This is a genomic window from Labrenzia sp. 5N, from assembly GCF_012395805.1.
GTDB classification, from domain to species: domain Bacteria; phylum Pseudomonadota; class Alphaproteobacteria; order Rhizobiales; family Stappiaceae; genus Roseibium; species Roseibium algicola.
In genome coordinates, this window is the sequence record NZ_JAAZTM010000020.1 from 776,575 (window position 1) to 801,009 (window position 24,435).

The 24,435-nt window shown below is 58.6% G+C and carries 24 protein-coding genes and 1 riboswitch; of the genes, 6 read left to right on the top strand and 18 right to left on the bottom strand.

Features of this window, described 5'->3' with window-relative positions; genetic code table 11:
* Positions 1–77 precede the first annotated feature (77 nt).
* Positions 78–908, bottom strand: a complete 831-nt coding sequence (locus HEP89_RS24020) for a peptidoglycan-binding protein (RefSeq protein WP_168693220.1) — start codon at positions 906–908, stop codon at positions 78–80.
* A 222-nt stretch (positions 909–1,130) separates the two neighbouring features.
* Here HEP89_RS24020 and HEP89_RS24025 point away from each other — a divergent pair, with 222 nt between their 5' ends.
* Positions 1,131–2,012, top strand: coding sequence for a DMT family transporter (locus tag HEP89_RS24025; RefSeq protein ID WP_168693221.1), 882 nt, complete (start codon positions 1,131–1,133; stop codon positions 2,010–2,012).
* Positions 2,013–2,054: 42 nt separating this feature from the next.
* Here the strand turns inward: HEP89_RS24025 and HEP89_RS24030 are convergent, their stop codons facing one another.
* The 3 genes from HEP89_RS24030 to HEP89_RS24040 are packed head-to-tail and all read right to left on the bottom strand — an operon-like array spanning position 2,055 to position 5,175.
* Complete coding sequence (locus tag HEP89_RS24030) at positions 2,055–3,119, bottom strand: TRAP transporter substrate-binding protein (protein ID WP_023004109.1); 1,065 nt, start codon at positions 3,117–3,119, stop codon at positions 2,055–2,057.
* A gap of 20 nt (positions 3,120–3,139) precedes the next feature.
* Entirely contained in the window at positions 3,140–4,705 is a 1,566-nt protein-coding gene (locus tag HEP89_RS24035) for a TRAP transporter large permease subunit (RefSeq protein WP_168693222.1), read from the bottom strand.
* On the bottom strand, positions 4,702–5,175 hold the full coding sequence (locus HEP89_RS24040) for a TRAP transporter small permease subunit (protein ID WP_208984142.1): 474 nt from the start codon (positions 5,173–5,175) through the stop codon (positions 4,702–4,704). The genes HEP89_RS24035 and HEP89_RS24040 overlap by 4 nt, the downstream gene beginning before the upstream one ends.
* A gap of 433 nt (positions 5,176–5,608) precedes the next feature.
* Here HEP89_RS24040 and HEP89_RS24045 point away from each other — a divergent pair, with 433 nt between their 5' ends.
* Positions 5,609–6,151 (top strand): peroxiredoxin, encoded by a 543-nt coding sequence (locus tag HEP89_RS24045; RefSeq protein ID WP_055653804.1) that lies wholly within the window; start codon positions 5,609–5,611, stop codon positions 6,149–6,151.
* A gap of 84 nt (positions 6,152–6,235) precedes the next feature.
* On the opposite strand, the gene cydX is transcribed toward HEP89_RS24045, so the two are convergent.
* The 8 genes from cydX to HEP89_RS24085 form a co-directional block, all read right to left on the bottom strand.
* Entirely contained in the window at positions 6,236–6,355 is a 120-nt protein-coding gene (gene cydX, locus HEP89_RS24050) for a cytochrome bd-I oxidase subunit CydX (RefSeq protein ID WP_031270783.1), read from the bottom strand.
* A gap of 12 nt (positions 6,356–6,367) precedes the next feature.
* Positions 6,368–7,525, bottom strand: coding sequence for a cytochrome d ubiquinol oxidase subunit II (cydB, locus tag HEP89_RS24055; RefSeq protein WP_077293074.1), 1,158 nt, complete (start codon positions 7,523–7,525; stop codon positions 6,368–6,370).
* A 6-nt stretch (positions 7,526–7,531) separates the two neighbouring features.
* Positions 7,532–9,136, bottom strand: coding sequence for a cytochrome ubiquinol oxidase subunit I (locus HEP89_RS24060; RefSeq protein ID WP_055653799.1), 1,605 nt, complete (start codon positions 9,134–9,136; stop codon positions 7,532–7,534).
* 346 nt (positions 9,137–9,482) lie between these two features.
* Positions 9,483–11,189: a thiol reductant ABC exporter subunit CydC gene (gene cydC, locus HEP89_RS24065; protein ID WP_168693223.1), complete on the bottom strand. Its 1,707-nt coding sequence runs from the start codon at positions 11,187–11,189 to the stop codon at positions 9,483–9,485.
* Complete coding sequence (gene cydD / locus HEP89_RS24070) at positions 11,186–12,994, bottom strand: thiol reductant ABC exporter subunit CydD (RefSeq protein WP_168693224.1); 1,809 nt, start codon at positions 12,992–12,994, stop codon at positions 11,186–11,188. Before cydD ends, cydC begins: the two co-directional genes overlap by 4 nt.
* 304 nt (positions 12,995–13,298) lie before the next feature.
* Positions 13,299–13,889 carry a TetR family transcriptional regulator gene (locus HEP89_RS24075; protein WP_168693225.1) on the bottom strand — a complete coding sequence of 197 codons (591 nt, stop codon included), beginning with the start codon at positions 13,887–13,889 and terminating at the stop codon, positions 13,299–13,301.
* Positions 13,890–13,891: 2 nt separating this feature from the next.
* Complete coding sequence (locus tag HEP89_RS24080; protein WP_168693226.1) at positions 13,892–14,335, bottom strand: isoprenylcysteine carboxylmethyltransferase family protein; 444 nt, start codon at positions 14,333–14,335, stop codon at positions 13,892–13,894.
* Between the two features lie 122 nt (positions 14,336–14,457).
* A complete protein-coding gene (locus HEP89_RS24085) occupies positions 14,458–15,957 on the bottom strand; it encodes a CoA-acylating methylmalonate-semialdehyde dehydrogenase (protein ID WP_168693227.1) in 1,500 nt (499 codons plus the stop codon).
* Between the two features lie 341 nt (positions 15,958–16,298).
* Here HEP89_RS24085 and HEP89_RS24090 point away from each other — a divergent pair, with 341 nt between their 5' ends.
* Positions 16,299–17,180, top strand: coding sequence for a LysR family transcriptional regulator (locus tag HEP89_RS24090; protein ID WP_062488980.1), 882 nt, complete (start codon positions 16,299–16,301; stop codon positions 17,178–17,180).
* 27 nt (positions 17,181–17,207) lie between these two features.
* Here the strand turns inward: HEP89_RS24090 and HEP89_RS24095 are convergent, their stop codons facing one another.
* The 5 genes from HEP89_RS24095 to HEP89_RS24115 form a co-directional block, all read right to left on the bottom strand.
* On the bottom strand, positions 17,208–17,813 hold the full coding sequence (locus HEP89_RS24095; protein WP_075281625.1) for a thiamine phosphate synthase: 606 nt from the start codon (positions 17,811–17,813) through the stop codon (positions 17,208–17,210).
* Positions 17,810–18,583, bottom strand: a complete 774-nt coding sequence (locus HEP89_RS24100; RefSeq protein ID WP_077290044.1) for a thiazole synthase — start codon at positions 18,581–18,583, stop codon at positions 17,810–17,812. The genes HEP89_RS24095 and HEP89_RS24100 overlap by 4 nt, the downstream gene beginning before the upstream one ends.
* Before the next feature lie 5 nt (positions 18,584–18,588).
* Complete coding sequence (gene thiS, locus HEP89_RS24105) at positions 18,589–18,786, bottom strand: sulfur carrier protein ThiS (RefSeq protein ID WP_077290045.1); 198 nt, start codon at positions 18,784–18,786, stop codon at positions 18,589–18,591.
* On the bottom strand, positions 18,770–19,747 hold the full coding sequence (gene thiO, locus HEP89_RS24110) for a glycine oxidase ThiO (RefSeq protein WP_168693228.1): 978 nt from the start codon (positions 19,745–19,747) through the stop codon (positions 18,770–18,772). Before thiO ends, thiS begins: the two co-directional genes overlap by 17 nt.
* Before the next feature lie 161 nt (positions 19,748–19,908).
* A riboswitch (TPP riboswitch) is annotated at positions 19,909–20,029 on the bottom strand.
* Between the two features lie 47 nt (positions 20,030–20,076).
* On the bottom strand, positions 20,077–20,601 hold the full coding sequence (locus HEP89_RS24115; RefSeq protein WP_209014809.1) for a DNA topology modulation protein FlaR: 525 nt from the start codon (positions 20,599–20,601) through the stop codon (positions 20,077–20,079).
* 146 nt (positions 20,602–20,747) lie between these two features.
* Between HEP89_RS24115 and HEP89_RS24120 the strand changes: the two genes are divergently transcribed.
* The gene (locus HEP89_RS24120) at positions 20,748–21,683 is read left to right on the top strand and encodes a pirin family protein (RefSeq protein ID WP_031270780.1); all 936 of its coding nucleotides are present in this window, start codon (positions 20,748–20,750) and stop codon (positions 21,681–21,683) included.
* Here HEP89_RS24120 and HEP89_RS24125 read toward each other — a convergent pair.
* A complete protein-coding gene (locus HEP89_RS24125) occupies positions 21,652–22,494 on the bottom strand; it encodes a DUF6030 family protein (RefSeq protein ID WP_168693230.1) in 843 nt (280 codons plus the stop codon). The two genes, HEP89_RS24120 and HEP89_RS24125, sit on opposite strands and share 32 nt — an antisense overlap.
* Before the next feature lie 300 nt (positions 22,495–22,794).
* Here HEP89_RS24125 and HEP89_RS24130 point away from each other — a divergent pair, with 300 nt between their 5' ends.
* Both HEP89_RS24130 and HEP89_RS24135 read left to right on the top strand, forming a co-directional pair.
* Entirely contained in the window at positions 22,795–23,502 is a 708-nt protein-coding gene (locus HEP89_RS24130) for a class II aldolase/adducin family protein (protein WP_023004089.1), read from the top strand.
* A 2-nt stretch (positions 23,503–23,504) separates the two neighbouring features.
* Entirely contained in the window at positions 23,505–24,398 is an 894-nt protein-coding gene (locus tag HEP89_RS24135) for an ROK family protein (protein WP_023004088.1), read from the top strand.
* Positions 24,399–24,435: the final 37 nt, after the last annotated feature.

Consider the following 24,435-nt stretch of genomic DNA (forward strand, 5'->3'; position numbering starts at 1 on the left):
GGATCAGTTTGAACTGCCGGATGCTAGCCTCCGCTAACGATGCTGACCAGATGGCCATGGTCTGCAATTTACCGGCGTCACGCCCGCAACAGCCGAATGTTGCGCCGCATCTGCTCAATCTGTTCGACACTCAGCACAAAGGGCGTGGTCCGGGGCAGTGTCGCCAGGATGTTCTGCTTGTGCGCCACATGCTCGCTCACACCCCGTGGACTGTCGATCAGATTATGGGCGACCTCATGGGCAAGTGTGCTGGCATCCGCGTTCTTCTTGATTCGGGTAACAGCACCCGTGTGGTTGGCCTTGGACAGGGCCAGATCCGTGTCGGGATTGAAGCGACGGATATAGAACACCATGATTTCATTCGGACGAATCCTGACGGACGTATGCGCCTCGGCAAGTTCCTTCATCCGTGCAAACAAGAGGCCATGCTGCGAAAACTCCGTCTCCTCGGCAGCGGTCAATGCCAGCGACTGGATGGAAGCAACCTCGAAGTCGATACCGTAATGTCCGTAAAGCTCCTTCGCAGTCGTTTCCGCGGTTGCCACCGGAGCATCCGGCGTCACCACGACAAAGATGTGCACCCGAACCTTGTGAGTGAAGGACGCGAGCGCCCGGTCCAGCTTGGCCATGGTATTTCGTCCGACGGCGCCGTCGTCCTTGATCGGGGCTCCGCCATGCGTAGAACGCTGGAACTCCTTGACCTTTTGCACGGTTTCACTGCCGTAGACCCCATCCGGACTGAGCCCCGTTCCACCAACGGATTTTGGCATGGGAAACCCCAGGTCAATCAACCCGAACTGAACCAGATGCACTCCATGACCGCTTGACCCGCTGCCGAGCCAAGGGCTGTTGGTGGACGCTGCAGTGAGCTGCGGCACGTTGCGGAAATAGGGAGACGTCAATGCCATGGGACGGGGCTTCCGGACAGTGGACCTGGGAACGTCGAAAACAATCGATGATTGCACCTTACCGCAAAACACTATCGCCTCGAAACGAATTACGTAGCGGCATCAGCAATTTCCGTATTCCAGTTTCTCCTGGTGTCCGGACAGGCCTGATTTCGTGAAATCGTGCCTTGCCGCCCTGCCTGCCCCGATGCTTCACTGCGCCAAAACCAGGGAGATATGGGAATGGAAACGGCCATGGCCGGCGGCCGCAATCAGGTGACCACCGGAATCGGAATGATGTGTGCAGGTGTCGTGTGCCTATGCCTCAACGACGCCATTGCCAAAACACTGACGGCTGATTACAGCCCCATCCAGATCCTGTTTCTGCGCAATTTGATCGCGCTTCCGATTGCGGTTCTGATCGCACTGAAAATGGGTGGAAGATCTGCCTTGATTTCGCACCGCCCGGCAGCCCATCTTCTGCGCGGAGTGTTGTGGCTCTGCGCCGCCACGCTGTTTTTCACCGGGCTGAGCCTTCTTGGCCTCGCCGAAGCAACAGCGCTGATTTTTGTCATGCCTGTTTTTGTGACAGCGCTTTCCGCCCTGGTCTTGCGAGAGCAAGTGGGCTGGCGTCGATGGACGGCAGTGCTCGTGGGATTTCTGGGCGTTCTGGTGGTTGTCCGTCCGGGTTCAGGCGCTTTCCAAGCAGCATCGCTCCTCCCAATCGCAACGGCTTTCTTCTATGCCGCGCTCATGCTCAGCGCCCGCCTTGTCGACCCGCGCGAGAGTGTCTGGACCCTGATGCTTTACCTGGTGGGGGCCGGCGCAATCATGAGTGCCTTTGCGATGCCCTTCGTCTGGGTGCAGCCACGCGCGGAGGACATCTGGCTGTTTCTTGGCATCGCACTATTCGGCACGGCCGGCATCACCTTGATGACACAGGCCTTCCGCTTTGCCCCGGCAGCCGTTGTCGCGCCATTCGATTATACCGCGCTCTTGTGGGCGACCCTGCTCGGCTGGCTCTTGTGGGGGGAAATTCCCGACATAGCAACCTATGTCGGTGCCGCGATCATCATCGCGAGCGGCATCGCCATCGTCCTGCGCGAACGGCAGCTGGAAACCTGAAGCCCTGCCGGTGGCCAATGCCACCGGCAGGATTAACTCTGCTTACATGCGCTGGGTGAAAGTGGTTGCCTTCACCAGTGCCGCGTAGTCCTTGGCAAGCTCGAGGAACGCGTCATAGCTTTTCTGCACTTCGGCAAACTTCGGATTGGCGGCAGCGTTTTCCGCCATCACTTCCGCAACCGCCGTCTTCAGCGCAGCCAGGACATCATCCGGGAAGTTGGCAAAGGTAACGCCGTCTTCCTTCAGTTTCTTCATGGCAACCGCGTTGTAATAATCGAACTGTGCGGTGGTCTCGACGGAAGCCGCTTCCGCAGCATAGGCGATGATTGCCTGAAGGTTCGCCGGCAAGCTGTCGTAGGCTTCCTTGTTGACGACGATTTCCAGCGCGGCTGACGGCTCGTGGAAGGCTGGAACATAGCAGTAGCTGGCGACCTTCTGCAGGCCGAATGCCTGGTCCAGCATGGGTCCAACCCACTCGGCCGCATCAATGGCACCGGACTGGAAGGCCGGGAAGATTTCCGGAGGCGGCAGCAGGACTGCGTTGACGCCGAGCTTGCGCATGGCTTCGCCGCCCAGACCGGCAATGCGCATGTTGAGGCCGGCAAGATCGTTGAGGCTTTCCACCGGGTTCTTGAACCAGCCGGCCGCCTGTACGCCCGAACTGCCGGAATAAAACGGCTTGAGGCCGCGTTCTTCATAAAGGCTGTCCCACAGGTCCTGTCCGCCGCCATAGCGAAGCCAGGCGGTTGTTTCGACCGCGGTCATGCCGAAAGGAACGGCAGAGAAGAAGTGCATGGCGGTGTTCTTGGACGCGGCATAGTAAGGCGTCGAATGACCGATCTCGGCAGTGCCCTGCTCCACGGCATCTTCAACACCGAACGGCGGTACGAGCTCACCACTGGAATAGACTTTGAAAGTCAGCTGGCCATCGGACATTGCAGCCACGCGGTCGGCAAAGGCGGTCACGTTGGTACCGACACCCGGCGCCTTCGCCGGAAAGGAGGTCGGCAACTTCCATTCGATCTTGCCTTGCGCAATTGCCGGCGCTGCCAGCAAGCTGGCAGGTGCGGCAACGGCACCAGCCTTCAGAAAATCACGTCTTTTCATGCTTGTGTCTCCCTCGATTTTCAAAACAGGACGTCCGGCAGCAGGGTTGCCAGTGCCGGAAAGGCGGCGACCAGACCGAGCGCCAGAAGCTGGATGGCGACAAACGGGATCACCGAAACATAAATGTCAGAGGTGCGGATATCCGCCGGTGCAACCGATCGAAAATAGAAAAGCGCAAACCCGAATGGCGGCGTCAAGAACGAAGTTTGCAGGTTAAGCGCAATCAGGACCGCAAACCAGACCGGGCTTATGTCGCTTTGCAGGATAATCGGCCCGACAATCGGAACAACAATGAAAATGATCTCCACGAATTCCAGAATGAATCCGAGCAGGAAGATCACCAGCATTGTCAGCAACAACATGCCATAAGCGCCGCCCGGCAAGGCGTGCAGCAACTCGGCCACATGTTCATCACCGTTGAACCCCCGAAACACGAGCGACAGGATGCTGGCAGCAATCACGATGCCGAAGATCATACCGGTGATGGTGACGGTTTCCCGCAGCGCGGGCACAAGAACCCCTCCCCGGATCAGAGAAGCTGCTGCGATGGCCAGCATGACAAGGGCAGCGGCCGTCATGGCGACGGAGACAATCGTCAGTGTCGTCCAGCTGATCCGGCCTCCTTCAAACTCCAGACCGAACAGACCGAGCCTGCGCAGGATCAACAGCACAATAGCAAAGGCAGCGCAGACCATGGCAACACGCGCCACCTTGCCGTCGCTTCCTGCAGCCGCGATCAGGACAGCCCCCGCGACACCGACACTTGCGGCTTCCGTTGGCGTTGCAATGCCGATCAGGATGCTGCCGAGCACGGCGATGATCAACCCGAGCGTGGGCGCGATATCCCGGAATAATTCCCGGCCTGACACGCGAGGCTTTGGTGTCGGGGACTTAGCTTCCTGTCCCTTCGGAGAGGCCCGGCGCAGTCGCAGCAGGACGTATGCCGCATATAGCGCGACCAGGAGCAGCCCCGGGATCAGCGCACCGGCAAAGAGATCCCCCACCGTGACCGGGTCTGGCGCGAAGTTGCCGGCTTCCTGCTGCGCTTCGAAGTAGGCATTGGACACCTGATCTCCCAGGAGGATCAGAACGATCGACGGCGGAATGATCTGACCGAGTGTGCCGCTGGCGCAAATGAGGCCACTGCTCATGTGCTTGTTCACACCCGCGGCCAACAGAGCCGGGAGTGTGATCGTGCCCAGCATGACGATGGTTGCCCCGATGATACCGGTCGAGGCGGCAATGAGTGCGCTTACCAGAACCACAGAAAGCGCCAAAGCGGACTGCTGCCCGCCCATCGCGGCCGTCAGGCTCTGCAGCATCCGCTCTGCCTGGCGCGACTTTTCCAGAAGCAACCCCATCAGCACGAACAACGGCACCGCCAACAGGAGCGGATTTGTCATCACGCCATAAACGCGCTGGGGAACAGCCTGAAAGAACACTAGGTCAAAATGCCCGGTGGCGGCGGCGACCAGCGCGACAATCGTCGGTGCACCGGCGATTGCAAGCAGGACCGGCACGCCGGAAAGAATACAGGCAAATACGGAAAGGGCCAGAATGATGAGCCAGATGATATCGGCAGTCATGAAAATTTCCGTCGCATCGCGCCGAACAGCTTTTGAAGAATGTAGATCACCACAAGCGCAGGCAGGATCACCAGACAGGTCTTGACCAGAAACAGGCCGGGCAGACCGCCGGTTTCCGGAGAGCCTTCCAATATCGCCCAGGAGCTTTTGACGAGCGGGAATGCCGTCCAGAGCATGATTGCAAAGACCGGCAGCGCGAGCAGGAGGTCTCCAAGCCAGTCGATACGCCGGTTTGTCCGCTCGCTCCAGTTCTGGCGAAATACATCGACCCGCACGTGCTTGTCTGCATCGAAGGAAACGGCGACAGAAAGGGCCACGAGGGCTGCAAAAGCGTAGTTGACCGCGTCCTGGATTTCCAGAAGACCGAAGCCAAGCAGATAGCGCATGAGCACCATGGCCAGCTGGCCGAAAAAGACGATCGCGGCAAACCCCATGCAAAGCATGTGTACCGCCCGAAAGACCCTACGCATTCATCACTCTTGCTGCTGGAAGTCGCATTTCGCTCTGGTCACGGCGTCAAGACCCGACCTTCTGGAGCCCCCTCCTCAGCCCCGCATTGCGCCACAGGCGAACCACACGGGACGTGGTCAGCTTAATGATCGAAATTGAGCGTGTATACAATGATTTGAGTGCTTTTTCCGGAAAAGGCGGACCACCCACAGAAGTCCGCCAACCGTGCCCCTGGAAATGCCGACCAGCGGCATATCGCCTCGATTGAGTGCTTCGCACAGGCTTCTACTCTATTGCGGAGCAAAATGGATTGCGGCATTGCAGCAAATGGGCTAGGCCGAACTTCTCCTCCACTTTCAGGGCGCTTGTGCCCTGCCCGGTTCTCCTCCCGCGGGCAAGGCACGATTTCGGCACCCTGGACAGTTTGCAACCGTTCAATTTCTGGAGTTTGCGATGCTCAGCAAAAAAGTTCCGTTCGTTACCTTCCGCACCCGCGTCCGTGATGAATCCATTGAAGGTCCGAACCCGTTCCGCTGGGAAGACAAGACCAGCGACGACTACTTCAAGGGCAAGAAGGTCGTTCTGTTTTCGCTTCCAGGCGCATTCACTCCGACCTGCTCCACCTATCAGCTTCCGGATTTCGAAAAGCTGTTTGAAGAGTTCAAGGCTGAAGGCGTTGATGAAATCTACTGCATCTCCGTCAACGACGCTTTTGTGATGAATGCCTGGGCAAAGGCTCAGGGCGTCGAGAACGTCAAGGTTATTCCGGATGGATCCGGCGAGTTCACCCGCAAGATGGGCATGCTGGTTGCCAAGGACAATCTCGGGTTCGGCATGCGTTCCTGGCGCTATGGTGCGGTCATCAATGACGGCATCGTCGAGCAGTGGTTCGAAGAAGAAGGCTTCTCCGACAACTGCGAAAGCGATCCTTACGGCGTTTCCTCGCCGCAGAACATCCTGGAAAAGCTGCGCGCTGCAAAAGTGCAAGCCGCCTGATCCACCAGGACCTGGTCTAGCAAAAAGCCCCGGAGCAATCCGGGGCTTTTTCATTTTCCAACACGATTTCCAGAAAAGCCGGAACTACTTGCGGCCTTCCAGACGGCGGCGTTCGTCCTCCGACCTCAGCTCCAGCCACATCGCGTTCAGGATCGCCATGGCGCAGGCCAAAGGCATTCCGAGGACCCAGGCAAAATACCACATGTTGCAGTCTCCTCAGTAAGCGCTGTGGTTGTCACGTTCGATGGTTTCTTCATCCACCTTGCCCCACAGGACCTTGTACACCCAAGCGGTGTAGACAAGGATGATCGGCAGGAAGATGAGCGTCGCCACCAGCATATTGAACAAGGTCCGGTGGCTGGAAGATGCGTCCCAAACCGTCAAGCTGGCTTCGGGCTGTATCGATGATGGCAAGATGAACGGGAACATCGAGACACCGACTGTCGAGATGATCCCGAAAATCGCCAGCTTCGAGAAGAGGAAGATCGGCATTTCGAAACGTGTCTGCAAAAGCACGAGCGTTCCGAACAGGCCAAGGAACCCGAGACCGGGGGCCAGCCAGAGGATGGGGTGGACTGTGTAGTTGTACATCCACGCCCCACCTTCGGTGATCGCCTGCTTCGCCAGTGGATTGGCCGCCATGTTCGGATCGATTTCGGATGTAATGCGGAAACCTTCCACATAGCCGCTGGCAACGAGATACCCGCCGAGAGCGAACAGAGCGATGCTGAGGCCTGCCGTTACCGTGCCGAACCGCCGCGCGCGCGCAGCAATATCACCTGACGCCCGCATCACCAGCCAGACAGACCCATGCGTGACGAGCATCGTCACCGACAACAGCCCGCACAGCAGCGAGAACGGCGAAAACAGAGCGAAGAACGACCCTTCGTATGTCATGCGCAGATCGTTATCGAGCGAGAACGGGACCCCGAGCAACACATTGCCGACGGCAACACCGAAGACAAGCGCCGGCACGAAAGACCCCGTGAACAGTGCCCAGTCCCAGGCGTTGCGCCAGGAGGGATCCGGCCGCTTGGACCGATACTTGAAGGCCACCGGCCGCAGGATCATCGCGGCCAATACCACGAACATCGCCAGATAGAACCCCGAGAAGCTGATGGCATAGAGCGGCGGCCAGGCAGCAAAGATCGCCCCGCCCCCCAGGATGAACCAAACCTGGTTTCCTTCCCAGGTTGGGCCGATGGTGTTGATGACGACACGCCGTTCGATATCTGTCTCGGCAACGAAGGGCAGCATCGCGCCAACGCCCATGTCGAAACCGTCCATCACGGCAAATCCGATCAGAAGGACGCCGAGCAGCAGCCACCAGATCATCTTCAGGATGGAGTAGTCGATCATTTCATAGAGGATCATTTTCGATTACTCCGCTGGTACAGAGGCTGCGGCCGGGACCGGCTGCTTTGGCGCGGCCGGAACTGCGTCCGGGTTTTCGCCGTCTTCAGGGCCGATCTTGATGTATTTGATCATCAGCGTGATCTCGATCACCAGAAGCGTGCTGTAGAGCGCAACAAAACCGGCAAGCGTCAGCAGGACCTCGGTCACGCTAAGGCTCGAGACACCGGCAGAGGTCGGCAGCATACTTTCGATGATCCAGGGCTGACGGCCATACTCGGCGACGAACCAGCCCATTTCGCAGGCGATCCACGGCAACGGGATCGACCAGACTGCGACATGCAGCAGCCAACGACGCTTTTCTCTCAGAACGTCCAGCCGTCCGGACGACGAATAGTAGAAGAACACCGTGGTCATCAGGATGAAGAAGAAGCCGCACGCCACCATGATCCGGAAGGAATAGAACATCGGCATGACTTCCGGCACGGTGGACCAGGCGGCCGCGTCCACCTGAGCGGTGGTCGCTTCCATCGGATTGTCCGTGAACGGCAGCAGCAGATAGGCGTACCCAAGCGAGTTCTCGTTCTGCAGGAAGGTTTCGCGGACATCCGCGCTTGCATTTGCCGGATCTTGCCGGATTTTCTGCAGCGCATCCCAGGCTATGGCACCCTGCCGGATGCGGTCCTTTGTCCGCTCAACCAGATCCTTGATGCCGGGAATGATCGTGTCGAGGGAACGCGTTGCGATCAGGCCCATGACATAGGGAACTTCGATGGCAAAGACGTTCTCCCGCTTCTCCATATCCGCCCAGGCAATCACGTTGAACGAGGCCGGAGCCGGCTCGGTCTCCCACATGGCTTCGATCGTCGCCAGTTTCATCTTCTGGTTCAGGTTGGCCTCGTAGCCGCTTTCATCCCCGAGAACGACAACCGAAAGTGCAGATGCAAAGCCGAAGGCGGACGCGATGGCCATGGATCGTTTGGCGATCGGAATATGTCGGCCTTTCAACATGTACCAGGCAGAGATACCCAGAACGAACATGGATGCGGTGACATAACCTGCAGAAACGGTGTGCACAAACTTCGCCTGCGCCACCGGATTGAACAGCACTTCATAGAAACTGGTGACTTCCATGCGCATGGTGTCGGGGTTGAATGCGGACCCGACAGGGTGTTGCATCCAGCCGTTGGCGATCAGGATCCAGAGTGCCGACAGGTTTGTTCCAATCGCGACAGCCCACGTGGCAGCCAGATGCTGGCGCTTGGAGAGCCTGTCCCAGCCGAAGAAGAACAGACCAACGAATGTGGCTTCCAGAAAGAAAGCCATCAGGCCCTCGATCGCCAGAGGCGCACCAAAGACATCGCCGACATATTGACTGAAGTAGGCCCAGTTCATGCCGAACTGGAACTCCATCGTCAGACCGGTAGCGACCCCCAGGACGAAGTTGATCCCGAACAAGGTGCCCCAGAACTTGACCATGCGCTTCCAGACCTCTCGGCCGGTCATCACATAGACTGTTTCCATGGTGGCCAGCAGGATTGACAGGCCGATGGTCAAAGGCACAAACAGGAAGTGGTAGAGCGCTGTCATGGCAAATTGCAGCCGGGACAGGTCAACGACGTTCAGTTCCATCGTATTCCCCCTTTACGGACCGGAGAGGCCCGAGCATTTCGGCAGTCGTGTCCAACGTTCTATCGAACGCCAACAGGCACGTCTGCACATCAGGACGATCGACGGGTAAACGCCCTGTCGGAGGAGACCGGGCCTGTGTCGATCTTGATTGAAAACCCGGTTTTCGTCCCGATCCGGCAACGGCAATCAACTTCACAGTGAATGCGGATTGCGGCCGCCAATCCCGTCAATGAACCGGCTTGGAAAACGAGTCTTCCTATTGGCTGATCGTGGCCCACCGCCCCCCCAAGGTCAATGCGACAGTTAGGTCGCGACAACCTCAAGATGCGGAAAACTGCGGGAGAACTCATTGAAATTCGGAAAGAATTATTTCCGGCGACCGAATGCCGCTGCTGCATGGCGCCGTCAGATCCAGCACGCGGTCTGCCCGCTCCAACTCCTGCCGACGGTGTGCAATCATCAGGACGGCCGCATCGCCGCGATAGGACAAAAACCGGTCCAGAACATCCGCAGCGGTTGCGGCGTCCAGTCCCTCGGTCATCTCGTCCAGAACAAACAGGGCCGGCCGCGTCAGAAAGGCACGCGCCAGGGCAAGACGCCTCTGCTCTCCACCGGACAATCCGAGCCCCCCCTCACCGAGAATGGTCTGCAGGCCTTTCGGATTTTCAGAAATGCGTTCAGCAAGCGCCGCCTGTTCAAGCGCACGCCAAAGTTCCGTGTCGCCAGCATCCGGGTTTGCAACACGCAGGTTCTCGGCAACGGTCTCGTTGAAGAGATAGGCTTTTTGCCCAATGACGGTAACCTTGCGGCGTAGCTCTTTCTCGGAGATACGGTCGATTTCCAGCCCACCCAGAAGTATCTTCCCCTGCCCTGGCTTTCGTAACCGCGCAGCCAAAGCCCCAATCGTCGACTTGCCGCAACCGCTGCGCCCTGCCAATGCGAGAATTTCGCCCTGATCGAGGTGAAAGGAGAGCCCCTCCAGAACGCTTCTGTCAGCACCGGGATAGCCAAAACTGACGTCCTCGAAAGCGAGCGCAGGCACGGCGCCTTGGCGTCCAGTCTCTGGTACGGAAAGGCTCTGCGAAGGCTCGACGTCTTCGGGGCGACGCATCAAGTGCATGATCCGACCAGCTGCCAACGCGACGCGAGGCAATCTGGAAAGGCCAGGCAAGCTCATCGAAAAAATTTCCGGAAGCCCCATCACCACCAGTATCAGACCGACGCTGAAAGCCGCCGTCAGCGCGCCATTCCCGACTTCGTGCAGACAGACAAGAAGCATGACGGCAAGAAACAACTGTCCAAGGAGTGTGGAACCCGCTGTCAGCTTGCTGGTACGGCGATCCTCAACCTCCTGGGCTTCCGCCAAGCGCGTGTCGGCGACAAGGACCGAGTCGGCCGCCGCTTCCAGACCGCCGTAAATCGCAAGATCCCGCCGGCCTGCTGCCAGATCCGCAGCTCGAAGCCGCATGGCATCCAGCGCCGCGTCAGAGCGGCGGGCGGTTTTGGTGTCGGACCGTGCAAAGGTCCAGACCGCGAGCCCGAGCCAGGCCAAAACGAAGACTGCTCCGGTAAGCAACAAAAGCGGCGATACGCTGCTCCAGACCAGAAGCAACGAGACCGCAACAACCAGCGACAGCACCAGAGGAACCACCAGACGCAAATAAACCGTATCGAGGACGGCAACGTCGAGTGTCAGACGATTGAGCAGCAATCCGGATCGCTGACCGTCGTTTGTCTTTAGTGCCATCGCCGCAAACAGCCGGTTTCTAAACCCGGTCAGAAACCGGAACGTGGCGTCATGTGTCAGGACCCTTTCACCGTAACGGCCGGCGGTACGGACAATCGCAAAAGCGCGAATGAGCGCGCTTGGCGCAAAGATGTTCAAGAACGCACCACTCAAACCCGCAATAGCCGCGGCGGTGATGAACCAGCCGGAAACGCCAAGCAGAAGAAGCCCGGCAGCCGCAGGCAGCAATGCCACAAGAATGCCAAGCCAGAAATGAAAGCTGTCGTACCGGTGCTGGGTGCGAATGATATGCCAGACAGACCTCACGCGAACACCTCCCCTTCGGCGAGGACGCCGAGCGCCTTCAGGTCAATCCGCCGCGAGGCGATTTTCCGAAGGGCCGGGTCGTGTGTGGCGATCACGGCGGTCCGGCCATCGCAAAGTTTCCGCAATCCCTCGATGACATCTGCTGCCGTTTCTTCATCCAGCGAGGCTGTTGGTTCGTCCGCCAACAGCAGGACAGCATCCTTGCGCATTGCCGCCCTCGCGAGAGCCACCCGGCGGATCTCCCCAACCGAGAGGCCGAAACCGTCTTCTCCCAAAGGTGTTTCCAGACCACGAGGCAGGCGCTGGACGAGCGCTTCGGCCCCGGCAAGGCGAAGGGCTTGCCAGAGATCGTCCTCCGTAACCGCTGCAGATGTATCAACAGCTCTCAGGAGGTTGGCCTTGAGACTGCCATGGAACAGCCTGGGCGACTGGCCGAGCCATATAACCTTTCGACGCAGCAATGATGCAATCGCGGTTGCAGTAAGGTCGTTCACCTGAATTTTGCCGGAATCAGGCTCCTGGAAGCCCAGTATTCCGTCAATCAGTGTGGTCTTGCCGCTGCCGCTCGGCCCTTCGACCAAAAGCGTTTCATCCGGTTCAATCGTCAGATTGAACTCCTTTAAGACACAGCGCTCATCGTGGGAAATGCCGACAGACCTGAACTGAATGGCGGGCGGGCCTGAAAGTGAAATGGTACCGACTGGCTCGTCTGATCGTTCAGCGCGCTTAGGGTTTCCAGGGGTTTCCTGCGACGGAAAAAGTGTCGCCAGCTTCTTCCGCGCGGCAAGTCCGCCTGCCCTGTCATGATAGGCTGCCGCGTAGGCACGCAAGGGGGCAAAGAACTCCGGTGCGAGCAGCAGAATGAAAAGGCCCTGCGCAAAGGTCAGGGGCCCGCCCCAGGTTCCAGCCTGGATTTCACCCAATAGCGAGAACCCCACATAGACCGCGCAGAAGGCTATTCCGAGTGCGGAAAAGAGTTCCAGGACGGTTGAGGAGAGGAATGCGATCTTCAGGACACGCATGGTGCCGGTTCTGAACCGTTCGCCCGCGTCAGCGATTTGCCGCTGGGTACGCTCGATTGCGCCAAACAGGGTCAGTGTTTCCAGGCCCCTGATCCTGTCCAGCAAACTGCCGCTCAGCCGCACCAGTTCTTCCTGTTGCGTCTCGCTCGCAGCCTTGGCACGCATACCAATCAGCGCCATGAAAACAGGAATGAGCGGCCCGCAGACAACCAGGATCAGCGCACCGACCCAACTGAACACGGCAGTGGCGGCAACGATCCCGAGGGGTACAAGACGAAGCCGAACCTTCTGAGGTTCGAAATTCCGATAGTAAGGTCCGAGCAGGTCGACCTGTTCGGTAACATGGGCGGCAAAGGCTCCGGAAGATGGGAATTCTGCAGACGGCGACGTTCTGGCGGCAACGGAAAGCAGCTCTGCACGTGCCCTGCTCTGGATTGCACGGGCAGTTTGCCGGGCAACCGTTTCGGCTCGGTTTTGCAGCAACACTCTCAAAACAGCAACCAGTGCGATGCCGGCGGCAGCCTGGAAGGCCAAGCCTGTCAGATCGCCTTCGATAACCTGGCCGTCATCCGCGGTGGAAAACATCATGGGGAGCGATCCGAGCGCCCAGGAAATCAATCCGGCCTGTGCAATCCACAGCAGATCAGATACGGCCAGAAGCCGACCAGCCCGTTTCAAGCTACGGCTTTCTCCTTTGTCCGGCCAGCCGAAAGCAGCTGCTGCTCCGCTGTCCTGCCCCTCACCCTCAAGCACCGTCCCGATCTTTTCCCTTTTTATTGTCATCAGCCGTTTAGTGTCGCCCCGTCCGCCCAAATTCAAGAGGCAGATTGCCACGGTGGCAATGGGAATGCCATGCAAGGGCGACCGGTATCGGCGCAGTACTGCGCCAGCAGATGCCTATTTTCTTTCACCGGATGCACAATCCTGACAAGAGGTTTTCAGGACGCTTGTGAAATCTTCGTTCATGAAATTATCTCCTGAATCTCCAGAAGACGGCTTTGTGCAGGCCTTGTTTCCAACAAACGCCCGAAAAAGGCAGCTGCTGCGTCTAACAGCCAGTGCCTTTAGCGGAGGTTCGCGGTGACAGCTATCGCACGAGACGATGCTCCAATTCGGAAAGCACCGCGGCGAGAACCGCTTCGGCGCGTTCTTCCGTGCACCTTGGCCTAAGGCGGGCAATCAGAAACGGGTCCCTGAACAGTTGCGTTGCGTCTTCAACCAATTCGCACGCCCTTTTCAGTTCGCGTCCTTCAAATACGGCGCCAAGAATCCCTTCCAGCATTTTCCGTAATCTGCTCACATGGATGGTGACAGGTTCGGGATGCTCTCCAGCCAGAGTAAGATAGGCCCGGAACAGGTCCGGATCGTCGTCAAACCTTTCTGACTTGATTACGAGCTGCACCCTGACAAAAGCTGCCAGTTTCGATTGCCAGCTTTCCGCAGCTGAAATTTCCACCTGAAGCGCAACTTCCACGTCTTCGAACCAGCGTTCCGCCAAGCCGGCCATGAGAGCCGCCTTGTTGGGAAAAAACCGGTAGACATTCGATTGCGACATCCGACAATCGGCCGCCAGATCAGTCACGGAAAAGCGCGGCGAACTTTGCCGCCGCAAGCGGTGTTCCGCAGCCTGCAGCAGGCTCTCCCGGATTTCGGCGTTTTCAACCTTCGGTCTTGCCATTTCTAAAGCCAACGCCTCACATTTTTTCTGTAGTCCAGGTAAGGCTGGCCAAACGTCTTCTCGGCGTTCCGCTCCTCAATCGGGATGTACCAAAACTGCGCGGCCAGAAAAAAGACGATTGCGAAAAGGACGTTCAATGCTTCGTTGGTGCAGACAGCAACCCCGAGCAGCACCCACAAAAACCCAAGATACATCGGATTGCGCGAAAGCGCGTAGATGCCGGAGGTGACCAAGCGGGTTGGCTGCCGGAACGTATGGATTTCCGTTTCTTGCGAAAGGAACGTGCCATGCCCCTTTTTGAGGAAAAACAACCCCAGGGCGACGACTGCCAAACCAGCCCACTGGAACGGTGCAGGAAGCATGGGCGAACCGGGACACAATATCGTAACCGGGACCATCAACAACAGGAACAGGCCGAAGAGCACAGGCGGAATTATCTGAGGCATGAGAGGTCTCCACACGCATTTAATAATAAATAATAAAATTCATTTTTTATCATTTTACAAGACAAAAAAGAGGCGCTCCAGGCGAAACCGGGAGCGCCAGACCGGACTTGCTCCGGGAGGAATTACTTCATCGTCGGGATCACGAACTCGGCCCCGTCCTTCAGACCTGACGGCCAGCGGGAGGTCACGGTCTTGGTGCGGGTGTAGAACTTGAACCCGTCCGGACCATGCTGGTTGAGATCGCCAAAGCCGGACTTCTTCCAGCCGCCGAAGGTGTGGTAGGCGAGCGGCACCGGGATCGGCACGTTGATGCCAACCATGCCGATGTTGATGCGGGACGCGAAGTCGCGGGCGGTGTCGCCGTCACGGGTGAAGATCGCAGTGCCGTTGCCGTATTCGTGGCTGAGCGGCAGATCGAGAGCTTCTTCGTAGGTCTCTGCGCGAACTACGGACAGGACCGGACCGAAGATTTCGGTCTTGTAGATGTCCATGTCCTTGGTGACGTTGTCGAACAGGCAGCCGCCCATGAAGAAGCCGTTCTCATAGCCCTGCATGGAGAAATCGCGGCCATCGACAACCAGCTTCGCACCTTCCTTGATGCCCTGGTCGACGAGACCCTTTACGCGGGCAAGCGCTTCCTTGGTCACCAGCGGACCGAAGTCGACGTCATTGCCAGCCGTGTACGGCCCGATCTTCAGTGCTTCCACCTTCGGCGCAAGCTTCTCGATCAGTGCATTTGCAGTGCTTTCGCCAACCGGCACGGCAACAGAAACAGCCATGCAACGCTCGCCGGCCGCGCCGTAACCGGCACCGATCAGAGCATCGGCTGCCTGATCAAGGTCCGCATCCGGCATGATGATCATGTGGTTCTTTGCGCCACCGAAGCACTGGGCGCGTTTGCCGGATGCAGTTGCACGGGCATAAACATACTGGGCAATCGGTGTGGAACCGACGAAGCCGACAGCCTGGATGGTTTCATCGTCCAGGATCGCATCGACCGCGCTCTTGTCGCCGTTGACGACGTTCAGAACACCTTCCGGCAGACCGGCTTCGATCATCAGTTCAGCAAGCATGATCGGCACGGACGGATCGCGTTCGGACGGCTTCAAGATGAAGGCGTTGCCACAAGCGATCGCCGGGCAGAATTTCCACATCGGGATCATGGCCGGGAAGTTGAACGGCGTGATGCCGGCAACGACGCCAAGCGGCTGGCGCATGGAGTACATGTCGATGCCAGGACCGGCGCCTTCGGTGAATTCACCCTTCAGGAGATGCGGCGCACCAATGCAGAACTCGGCGACTTCCAGACCGCGGATAACGTCGCCCTTGGCGTCCGGAATCGTTTTGCCGTGCTCGCGGGAAAGAGCTTCAGCCAGCTTGTCCATGTCGCGGTTGAGAAGATCTACGAACTTCATCATCACGCGAGCGCGACGCTGCGGGTTGGTGGCCGCCCAGGCAGGCTGTGCGGCGGCAGCATTGGCGATTGCCGCGTCCATCTCGGCCTGGCTGGCCAGGGCGACCTGCGCCTCGACTTCACCGGTTGCCGGGTTGTAGACGTCTGCAAAGCGGCCGGAGTTTCCCTCCACGTGCTTGCCGCCGATAAAATGACCGATCTTCCGCATGTCGCGTTTCTCCCAATATGTCCTGACACCAGCCAAAAGGATTTTGGGCGAGCGTCCGAGATGACGTCTTTTTTGACTTTTATTTTTGCTACAAACAAGAACCAGATTTCCGGACCCGTTGTGCGTTTTTTGAAGTTATGCAATAAAACGCCCCGAAGCGTCTGAGACAAACGATAGGTCCAATCCCCCTCGGTTGTCATCCCGGCTGAAACTTTACCAAAAGCCGGTGTGCAGCAAGGCGTGAACTCACCACCATGAACGCGGCGGCCATCGTGCCTGGTATCTGACATCAGCTGAAAAAACAAAACGGAGTGGCTGGTCATCGCGGAAAGCAAATCGACATGAACTGGGACGACATCCGCATCTTTCTCGCGATCGCTCGAACAGGACAAATCCTGGCGGCAGCGCGCCGTCTGGGCCTCAACCACGCCACGGTGGCGCGCAGGCTGACGAGCCTCGAAGACAGCATCGGCACACGCCTCTTCGACAGATCAACATCCGGCTGCCTTCTGACGGAAGCCGGCAGCCGGTTCTTTGACCGGGCAGAACGGATCGAAGCCGAGGCGGTGGCAGCGGAAGCCGACCTGACAAACAACACGCCGGAAATTTCCGGAACCGTTCGCATCGGCGCGCCCGATGGTTTCGGAGTCGCGTATCTTGCGCCCCGGCTTGGCAAGCTCACGGAAAAACATCCCGGACTGACGGTGCAGCTCGTTCCCGTACCCCGCTCCTTCTCGCTCTCCCGCCGTGAAGCTGATATCGCCGTGACAATAGACAGGCCGGAAACAGGCAGGTTGGTTGCCGGCAAGCTCGTCGACTATTCGCTCGGTCTTTATGCGTCAAAAACCTATCTGGAAAGCCGGGGAACACCTGCCTCCGCAAGCAATCTGATCGACCACGATCTTATTGGCTACGTGGAAGACCTGCTCTATTCGCCATCGCTGAACTATGGCACCGAGATCCTGAAAGACTGGACCGCGCGATTTGAAATCGCCTCCGCACTCGGCCAGACCGAAGCAGTCAGGTCCGGCGCCGGTATCGGCATCCTTCACGACTTTATCGCGCGCGATAATGCCGACCTGATCGCCGTTCTCCCGGAGATAAAGCTTCACCGGGCCTACTGGATGGTGACACATGAAAGTTCGCGCCCTCTCCGCCATGTTGCCGCGGCACAGGACTTTCTGCGCGATCAAGTCGCGCGCGATAAAGCGATTTTCGTTTAACCAGGCCGAAGGCGAAACGAGTTCCACCTACCGCCAGGGATCTGTCGCCATTATCCATTCCCTGGTGCGCGCTTCCGGGTCGGCATTCCGGGTGATGTCGGTGACAACGGCTGCGATATCTGCGCCGTTCTCGAACACACCCGGCAGACGTTCCGGATTGAGGCCGCCAATAGCAACAAGCGGCAATTCGCCGATCTGCCGCTTCCACCGCCCGACCTTTTCAACGCCTTGGGGCGCCCATTTCATTTCTTTCAGGATCGTTGGATAGACAGGCCCCAGCGCGACATAATCGGGCTCGACAGAAAGAGCGGTTTCCAGTTCCTCACCGTCGTGGGTCGAAACGCCAAGTTTCAGACCCGCCTTGCGAATGGCCGCGACATCGGCGTCAGCAAGGTCTTCCTGACCAAGGTGGACAAAGTCGCAGTCCAGTTCAATCGCGAGCTGCCAATAGTCGTTCACGACAAGTTGGCAGCCGTGCTTTTCGCAAGCGCTCTTGGATGCTGCGATTTCCTTACGCAGGACTTCGTCGCTCGCGTCCTTGATGCGCAGTTGAACCAGTTTGACGCCAAGCGGAACCAGCCGCTCGATCCAGTCGGAACTGTCGACGATGAGGTAAAAGGGATCGAGCTTCATTCAAACACCGCCATTCCGAGAACCGGGGTAGAAGGAACCGCCATGTCGCGAGGTTCCAGGGGTTGGGCTTCATAGGCCAGGCGACCGGCCTCAATTGCAACTGCAAAGGCCTTGGCCATTGCGACAGGGTCTCCGGCCTTTGCGACAGCCGTATTCAGCAGTACCGCATCGAAACCGAGTTCCAGAACAGCGGCCGCATGGGACGGTCTGCCAAGACCGGCATCCACAACAAGTGGGATGCCTTTGAAGTGACTGCGATAGGCACGAAGGGCATCCGGATTGACCGGCCCCTTCGCCGAACCGATTGGCGCACACCAGGGCATCAGCACCTGGCACCCCGCGTCAAGCAACCGTTCGCCGACGACAATATCGTCCGTCGTATAGGGAAACACTTTGAAGCCGTCATCGCTCAGGATACGTGCGGCTTCCACGAGGCCAAAGACATCCGGCTGCAGGCTGTCGTGATGACCGATCACTTCCAGCTTGATCCAGTCGGTTCCAAAAAGGTCGCGCGCCATTTTTGCGGTGGTGACGGCTTCCTTCACCGAATGACATCCGGCAGTGTTGGGCAGCACCTTGACGTTCAGTTCCCGGATCAGGTCCCAGAACCGGCCGCCTCCGCCACTTCCTGCCGTTTCGCGCCGAAGGGACACCGTCAGAATTTCAGCCCCAGATACCTTCACCGCGTCCGACAGAATTTGGGGTGATGGGTACTGGGCAGTTCCAAGCAGGAAACGCGACGCAACGCTTTCGCCATAAACTTCAAACATGAGCGTCATCCCCCTTGCATCGGCGACAGGATCTCGATACGGTCGCCAGCTTGAAGGACGCAATCGCTTCGTTCTTCAGCACAAACCAGATCGCCGTTGCGTGCCGTTGCAAGAAACTCATGGTCATAGGCCAGTTCGTCCAGAAGCGCAGCCAGCGTTGCGCTGACAACTTCCTGAGGTTCGCCGTTAATGGTTAGCTTCACGGGACTTCTCCTGAAGGTTTTGCACGATCCTGTCTGCCGCCTCCATGGCAAAATGCGGAGCAAGCAGGAAGCCGTGCCGGTAGAATCCGTTCATTGACAACGTGTTGCCGGTAAACGTGAGACGAGGAAGATTGTTTGGATATGCCGGGCGGAGGCCCACCCCGGTTTCGATGATCTTTGCCTCGGCAAATCCCGGATGCAGGCTGTAGGCGGCATTCAGAAGTTCCATTGTGGAACGAACACTGACGGCCCCCTGGTCGCCGCTTTCGATCATGGTTGCCCCGACCATGAAGACACCGTTGTCACGAGGCACGACATAGACCGGGATGCGCGGGTGCAGAAAACGCACCGGCCGCGAGAGGGAGACATCCGGCGCGTGGAGGATCAGCATTTCACCGCGTACGGGACGCAAATGCGAATCCGGCGAGGCCATGCCGGTACAATCGGCGACAAGATCGGTCGACAAGGTGAAGTCCTGCGCCTCGAACCTGACGTGAGCACCACTTTCAGACACCTTTGCCTGCAACGTGGTGAGAGCCAGGCGCGGATCGAGATGGGCTTCCCCGACAAAATGGAGCCCCTTTGCAAAACGGCCTGCGAGGTCCGGCTCGAGTGCGCCCAGCGCTGCGCTGTCGAGCCATTCAAAACCGTTGGTCCGAGAAGCGAACCGGCTCAGTTCCCCAGTATCGCGCGGCGCGGCAACAACCAGCGTGCCATTTTGCTGAAACTGCCCTGGCAGGACCTTGCGCCACCAGCCAATGGACGCTTGCCCGAGCCGCAGAACATCTTCCTCGGCACTTTCCCGCTCACACCATGGCGCCAACATGCCGCCTGCGAGCCAGGAGGCACTGGCGGTGAGATCCTTGTGTTTTTCCAGCAGCTCCACCCGCACACCGCGCGAGACAAGCTCATGTGCCAGTGCCAGACCGGCGACACCCGCCCCTTTGATACCGACCTTCATTCCGCCTCTCCTGCCAGGGTGGACGTCAGTCGTTCGACATCACGGAATGTCTGGTAGCCCGCTAGCATTCAACGGATCTCCGCAAGGACCGGAAAAGGTCCCGCACTTCGGACATTCGGCTTGGAAAGGTGGCCGGGTTGGTGCATTGCCGTGGCGAACGCAGTTGGCCGAGAACACCTTCCCTTCGCCAGCATGACCTGGATCAGGTTCGTCGGGTCCCTGCACTGCGCAAGTGCGCCAGCAGTATCTCAGCCTCTTCTGGAGGCACCCCGGGTGAGCCCCTGTTGTGCCGCCCGTCAGGCGCACCTGTCAAGAGACAGGATGAGCCTTCATCCTTGTTGCCAGGGTCGCGCCAGAAAGTCGTCGATTTCGGCAAGGGCGCTGAACCGATAGACTTTCAGATGGTCCGGAGGTTCGCGGTAGATGTGCTCCAGCTTGGCTCTGGCGGAGTGTCTCGTGCGCCAGATGAACCTCAGGAATTCAACAGTTTGCCAGTTGAACTGCTCCGGGCAGCCCTCGGCCAGATCCGGACGGCTTTGCCCATTGTATTTCACCGACCGTTTCAGCACTCGAAATATGCGGCGCGTTACAGGGACGTCGAGCCAGATGAAAGTGTCGGCACGTTCGACTCGCTCCGCATAGGTGCTTGAATGACCGCCCTCGAAGATCCAGACATCCTTCAGATGGACCTCATGTGTCAGCCGGTCTTTCTCTTCCCGGGACCGTTCATTCCAGCCGGAGCGGTAGTGGATCTTGTCCATGTGGTACACCGGCAGTCCAGTTTTCCGCCCAAGGGCAACGGCAAGCGTGCTTTTGCCCGAGCCCGGGCCGCCAACGATCATCACGCGTTTCATGTCGCACCAAACAAAAGCAAGGAAGGGCCGGTCGTTATACAGATTGTGCAGGGGATGAAAACCCGAAACAGACTGTTCAATGGACACTTCGGCTTCGCTGGCCCTATCTAGTTTGCAAGACAGAATGTTCTTTGATGGAGAGGCAGATGAGCTGGTTGAATTGCCCTGATCCCGTACCGGGAAATGCTGCAAGCTGTGACCCGATTGAAACGATCATCGTACCGCGGACATCCGACCTCGGCGGATTTTCGGTAAGACGTGCCTTGCCCTCCGCCAGGCGGCGGATGGTTGGCCCGTTTATCTTCTTCGACCAGATGGGCCCGGCAGAACTTTTGGTCGGCGGCGGTATCGACGTGCGCCCGCATCCTCACATCGGGTTGGCGACGGTGACCTATCTCTTCGAAGGAGAGATGTATCACCGTGACAGCCTTGGAACGGAGATTGCGATTGCCCCCGGTGCTCTGAACTGGATGAGCGCCGGCAAGGGCATCGTGCATTCCGAACGTGAGAGGCCGGAACGCCTGCAGGAAAAACGTCCCCTGTTCGGCCTGCAGAGCTGGGTGGCCCTGCCCAAACACCTGGAAGAGACCGACCCGACCTTCCAGCACCACGGCACAGAAGAACAGCCGGAATTTGCCGACAAGGGCGCTTCAGTCAAACTTATCGCGGGCGAGCTTTATGGCCACAAGGCACCGGTAAAGACAGCGTCCGACATGTTCTATGCCGATATCACGCTGGAACCGGGAGCGAAGATCCCGCTGGATGCCGGGTGGGAAGAGCGCGGTCTTTATACGGTCTCGGGCCAGATCACCATCGCCGGCCAGAATTTCGATCCGGCCCAGCTGCTGGTGTTCAAACCGGGTGATCATCTGGTGATCGAAAACACGTCTCCCGTGCCGGCCCGTTTCGTAGTGCTTGGCGGCGAACCGATGGACGGCCGGCGTTATATCTGGTGGAACTTCGTGTCTTCATCGAAAGAGCGCATCGAGCAGGCCAAGGAAGATTGGCGTCTTGGCCGTTTCGATACGGTACCCGGTGATGCGGAAGAGTTCATTCCCTTGCCTGACCGTCCGGGGCCCTGACACTCCAGCCGCTTTCCAGTGGCGGTGCTTTTTCAAACCTGTCGGCGGGCCGGATAAGGTCCGGCTCGCCAAAGTCCAGAATGATGTTGAGCCGTTGGCTTGCCAGCGGGTCCCCCGTCAGATTTGGATCTTCCGGCGAAACCGACAGCCGCACGCCCCGGTGTGTCGTCTCCAGTTGCCTGAACCCGGAAACCGCCTCACGAAACACTTCCGGAACCGTCCAGCCATACCGAAGCGAGAGGGCGTCGATCACCAGCCAGACCGCATCAAGGCCGATCTGCATCTGGCGCGGATCTTCCACCACCAGCTTCAGCCGCAAATAATCGATGCTTTTTTCCGATGGGCCGCGCAGCAGAAAGAAAAGGGTTGTCGAACCGTAGTCGACGCTGGGTGTGGTCAAGGGCACCAGGTCGGATGCACATTGCCAGCGGCCTTCACTGAAAGGTGCCCGGCTCCAGCCAGGATTTCCGAGCCCCAGAGACCGTAATTCGTCGCATAGCTGATCCGGCTGGCCCAGGAAGCTGCGTTTCAGTTCCGCGGAAAGTTCCGGTTCCGGAGCCAGCAGCACCTGCTTGGCCGGAGACTGCAGGGAAGAAAGCGGATCAGGCATCAAGGGGGCGGTTGCAACGCTTTCCTCACTCCCTTGCCCGGCAAGGTGCAGGAACAGGCCGCCAACGGCGAAACCGGCAGCCAGCAACGCCAGGGTTCCCCAGATGTAGTACGGCGTCACTTGAGCACGTTTACGAGATCTGGACGCGCGGGTTGGCAGGCCGGGCTTCCTGGGCTCGCCTCCTTCAGACAGAGTTTCCATGTCCGGCTCGGCCCAGCGCGGGCCCTTGGAACGGTGCCCCGGCCTCGACCTGGATTGCGCTCCCCTACCCGTCCGGTCTGCCGACATTGCAGCCGATCCAAGCAAATGCCTGAGCTTGTCTGCGAAACCTGTCATTCAGTCCCTTAACACCGCGATCCTCAACCGAGTGGTCAAGGGCACGGGATTTATCAAACCAATACCTTGAAAAGGCAACCGGATACCTGTCATGTAAGCGCCGCTTCCACGGTCGCGCAGCCAAACGTAACGCTCGCACCCGAACCAGAACCAAAGAGGCCCCGAATGCCCACTTTTCCAGGTGACACACCTGACCTGCGCCGTGCGATCATCGAGACAGCCCGTGCCTTGCCTCGTCTCGGACTGACCAAAGGCACCTCAGGAAATGTCAGTGCACGCACCGAATCCGGTTTTTTGGTGACGCCGTCGGGAACGCCTTACGAAAATCTGACTGAAGACAAGATCGTCGCGCTGGACTGGGAGGGCTGCTACCGCGGCGAGACACTACCGTCTTCCGAATGGCGGATGCATCTTGACTTCTATCTGGCGAAGCCGGATTGCGGCGCGGTGGTGCATTGCCATAGTCCTCGCGCGACCGCCCTGTCCTGCCACCGGCGCGGTATTCCTGCATTTCACTATATGGTGGCGCTTGCCGGTGGCGACCGTATCGAATGCGCCCATTACGCCACCTTCGGCACCCGCGGATTGTCCGAGGCAATGATTTCAGCACTTGGCGACAGAAACGCCTGCCTGCTTGCAAATCATGGACAGATCGCCGGTGGAGCAACCTTGCAGAAGGCGCTTTCGACCGCGGAAGGCGTGGAAGATCTGGCAGACCAGTATCTATCAGCCCTGATCCTGGGTGAACCTGTGATACTGGATGCGGAAGAAATGACCGTAATCTTGAAAAAATTCAAAACCTACGGAAAACAAACAAGCGAACTTGAAGACGGCCAGACAGCTGCCTTCGAACTGCCAAGACGGATGGACTGAAAATGCGGCTGGGAATTGACTGGGGTGGAACCAAGATCGAAATCATCGCTCTTTCCAACGAGGGCGAGGAACTGTTCCGGCAACGGGTCGACACACCCAGGGACGACTATGAAGGTTGTCTGGAAGCAGTCCGTTTTCTGGTCGAGGCGGCCGAAAAGGCAACCGGACAGACGGGAACGCTCGGTCTTGGAATTCCCGGTTCGCTTTCCCCCAAGACAGGTCTGGTCAAGAACGCCAATTCCACCTGGATGAACGGCAAGCCCCTGGACCAGGACCTGCAGAGGGTCCTTGGCCGCCCGGTTCGTATCCAGAATGACGCAAACTGTCTGGCTGTTTCCGAAGCGACCGATGGCGCAGGTGCTGGAGCGCATATCGTTCACGCTATCATCATCGGTACAGGCAGCGGCTCGGGCATTGCCATCGACGCGAAGGCCCATCTTGGTGCCAACGGCATCGGTGGCGAATGGGGAGCGATCACCGTGCCCTGGCTAAAGCCGGAGGAGTATCCGGGTCCCGACAGCTGGATCGGCCACAAGGGCGCCATCGATCGCTGGTGTTCGGGAACGGGTTTTCAGCTTGACTACAAGGACAGGACCGGAACGCTGCTGAAAGGCCATGAGATCATGGCGCTGAAACGTTCCGGCGACGTGGTGGCAACTGCCGTCTACGAGGCTTATGTCAGCCGTCTTGCCCGTGCGCTTGCAATGTCGGCTAATCTGCTCGATCCGGATGTATTCGTCCTGGGTGGTGGCATGTCGAATATCGACGAGCTTTATGCCGACCTTCCGCCCGCGATGACGCCTTACATTTTCTCCGATACCTTCGAGACACCGATCCGCAAGGCTATGCACGGCGACAGCTCTGGTGTGCGGGGAGCTGCCTGGCTCTGGGGGTGAGAAATCACCTGGAACCCAAAGACGACAAACCGATCCC

Bases quoted from the DNA above. Each gene is read 5' to 3' on its own strand.
- HEP89_RS24075 (WP_168693225.1), bottom strand. From the start codon at position 13,889: ATGGCAAGACCGAAGGTTGAAAACGCCGAAATCCGGGAGAGCCTGCTG.
- HEP89_RS24130 (WP_023004089.1), top strand. From the start codon at position 22,795: ATGCCCACTTTTCCAGGTGACACACCTGACCTGCGCCGTGCGATCATC.
- HEP89_RS24035 (WP_168693222.1), bottom strand. From the start codon at position 4,705: ATGACTGCCGATATCATCTGGCTCATCATTCTGGCCCTTTCCGTATTT.
- HEP89_RS24120 (WP_031270780.1), top strand. From the start codon at position 20,748: ATGAGCTGGTTGAATTGCCCTGATCCCGTACCGGGAAATGCTGCAAGC.
- HEP89_RS24020 (WP_168693220.1), bottom strand. From the start codon at position 908: ATGGCATTGACGTCTCCCTATTTCCGCAACGTGCCGCAGCTCACTGCA.
- cydD (WP_168693224.1), bottom strand. From the start codon at position 12,994: ATGACAATAAAAAGGGAAAAGATCGGGACGGTGCTTGAGGGTGAGGGG.
- HEP89_RS24080 (WP_168693226.1), bottom strand. From the start codon at position 14,335: ATGCCTCAGATAATTCCGCCTGTGCTCTTCGGCCTGTTCCTGTTGTTG.
- cydB (WP_077293074.1), bottom strand. From the start codon at position 7,525: ATGATCCTCTATGAAATGATCGACTACTCCATCCTGAAGATGATCTGG.
- HEP89_RS24030 (WP_023004109.1), bottom strand. From the start codon at position 3,119: ATGAAAAGACGTGATTTTCTGAAGGCTGGTGCCGTTGCCGCACCTGCC.
- HEP89_RS24115 (WP_209014809.1), bottom strand. From the start codon at position 20,601: ATGAAACGCGTGATGATCGTTGGCGGCCCGGGCTCGGGCAAAAGCACG.
- HEP89_RS24025 (WP_168693221.1), top strand. From the start codon at position 1,131: ATGGAAACGGCCATGGCCGGCGGCCGCAATCAGGTGACCACCGGAATC.
- thiO (WP_168693228.1), bottom strand. From the start codon at position 19,747: ATGAAGGTCGGTATCAAAGGGGCGGGTGTCGCCGGTCTGGCACTGGCA.
- HEP89_RS24045 (WP_055653804.1), top strand. From the start codon at position 5,609: ATGCTCAGCAAAAAAGTTCCGTTCGTTACCTTCCGCACCCGCGTCCGT.
- HEP89_RS24135 (WP_023004088.1), top strand. From the start codon at position 23,505: ATGCGGCTGGGAATTGACTGGGGTGGAACCAAGATCGAAATCATCGCT.
- HEP89_RS24060 (WP_055653799.1), bottom strand. From the start codon at position 9,136: ATGGAACTGAACGTCGTTGACCTGTCCCGGCTGCAATTTGCCATGACA.
- cydX (WP_031270783.1), bottom strand. From the start codon at position 6,355: ATGTGGTATTTTGCCTGGGTCCTCGGAATGCCTTTGGCCTGCGCCATG.
- HEP89_RS24040 (WP_208984142.1), bottom strand. From the start codon at position 5,175: ATGCGTAGGGTCTTTCGGGCGGTACACATGCTTTGCATGGGGTTTGCC.
- HEP89_RS24090 (WP_062488980.1), top strand. From the start codon at position 16,299: ATGAACTGGGACGACATCCGCATCTTTCTCGCGATCGCTCGAACAGGA.
- HEP89_RS24125 (WP_168693230.1), bottom strand. From the start codon at position 22,494: ATGGAAACTCTGTCTGAAGGAGGCGAGCCCAGGAAGCCCGGCCTGCCA.
- HEP89_RS24095 (WP_075281625.1), bottom strand. From the start codon at position 17,813: ATGAAGCTCGATCCCTTTTACCTCATCGTCGACAGTTCCGACTGGATC.
- HEP89_RS24085 (WP_168693227.1), bottom strand. From the start codon at position 15,957: ATGCGGAAGATCGGTCATTTTATCGGCGGCAAGCACGTGGAGGGAAAC.
- HEP89_RS24100 (WP_077290044.1), bottom strand. From the start codon at position 18,583: ATGTTTGAAGTTTATGGCGAAAGCGTTGCGTCGCGTTTCCTGCTTGGA.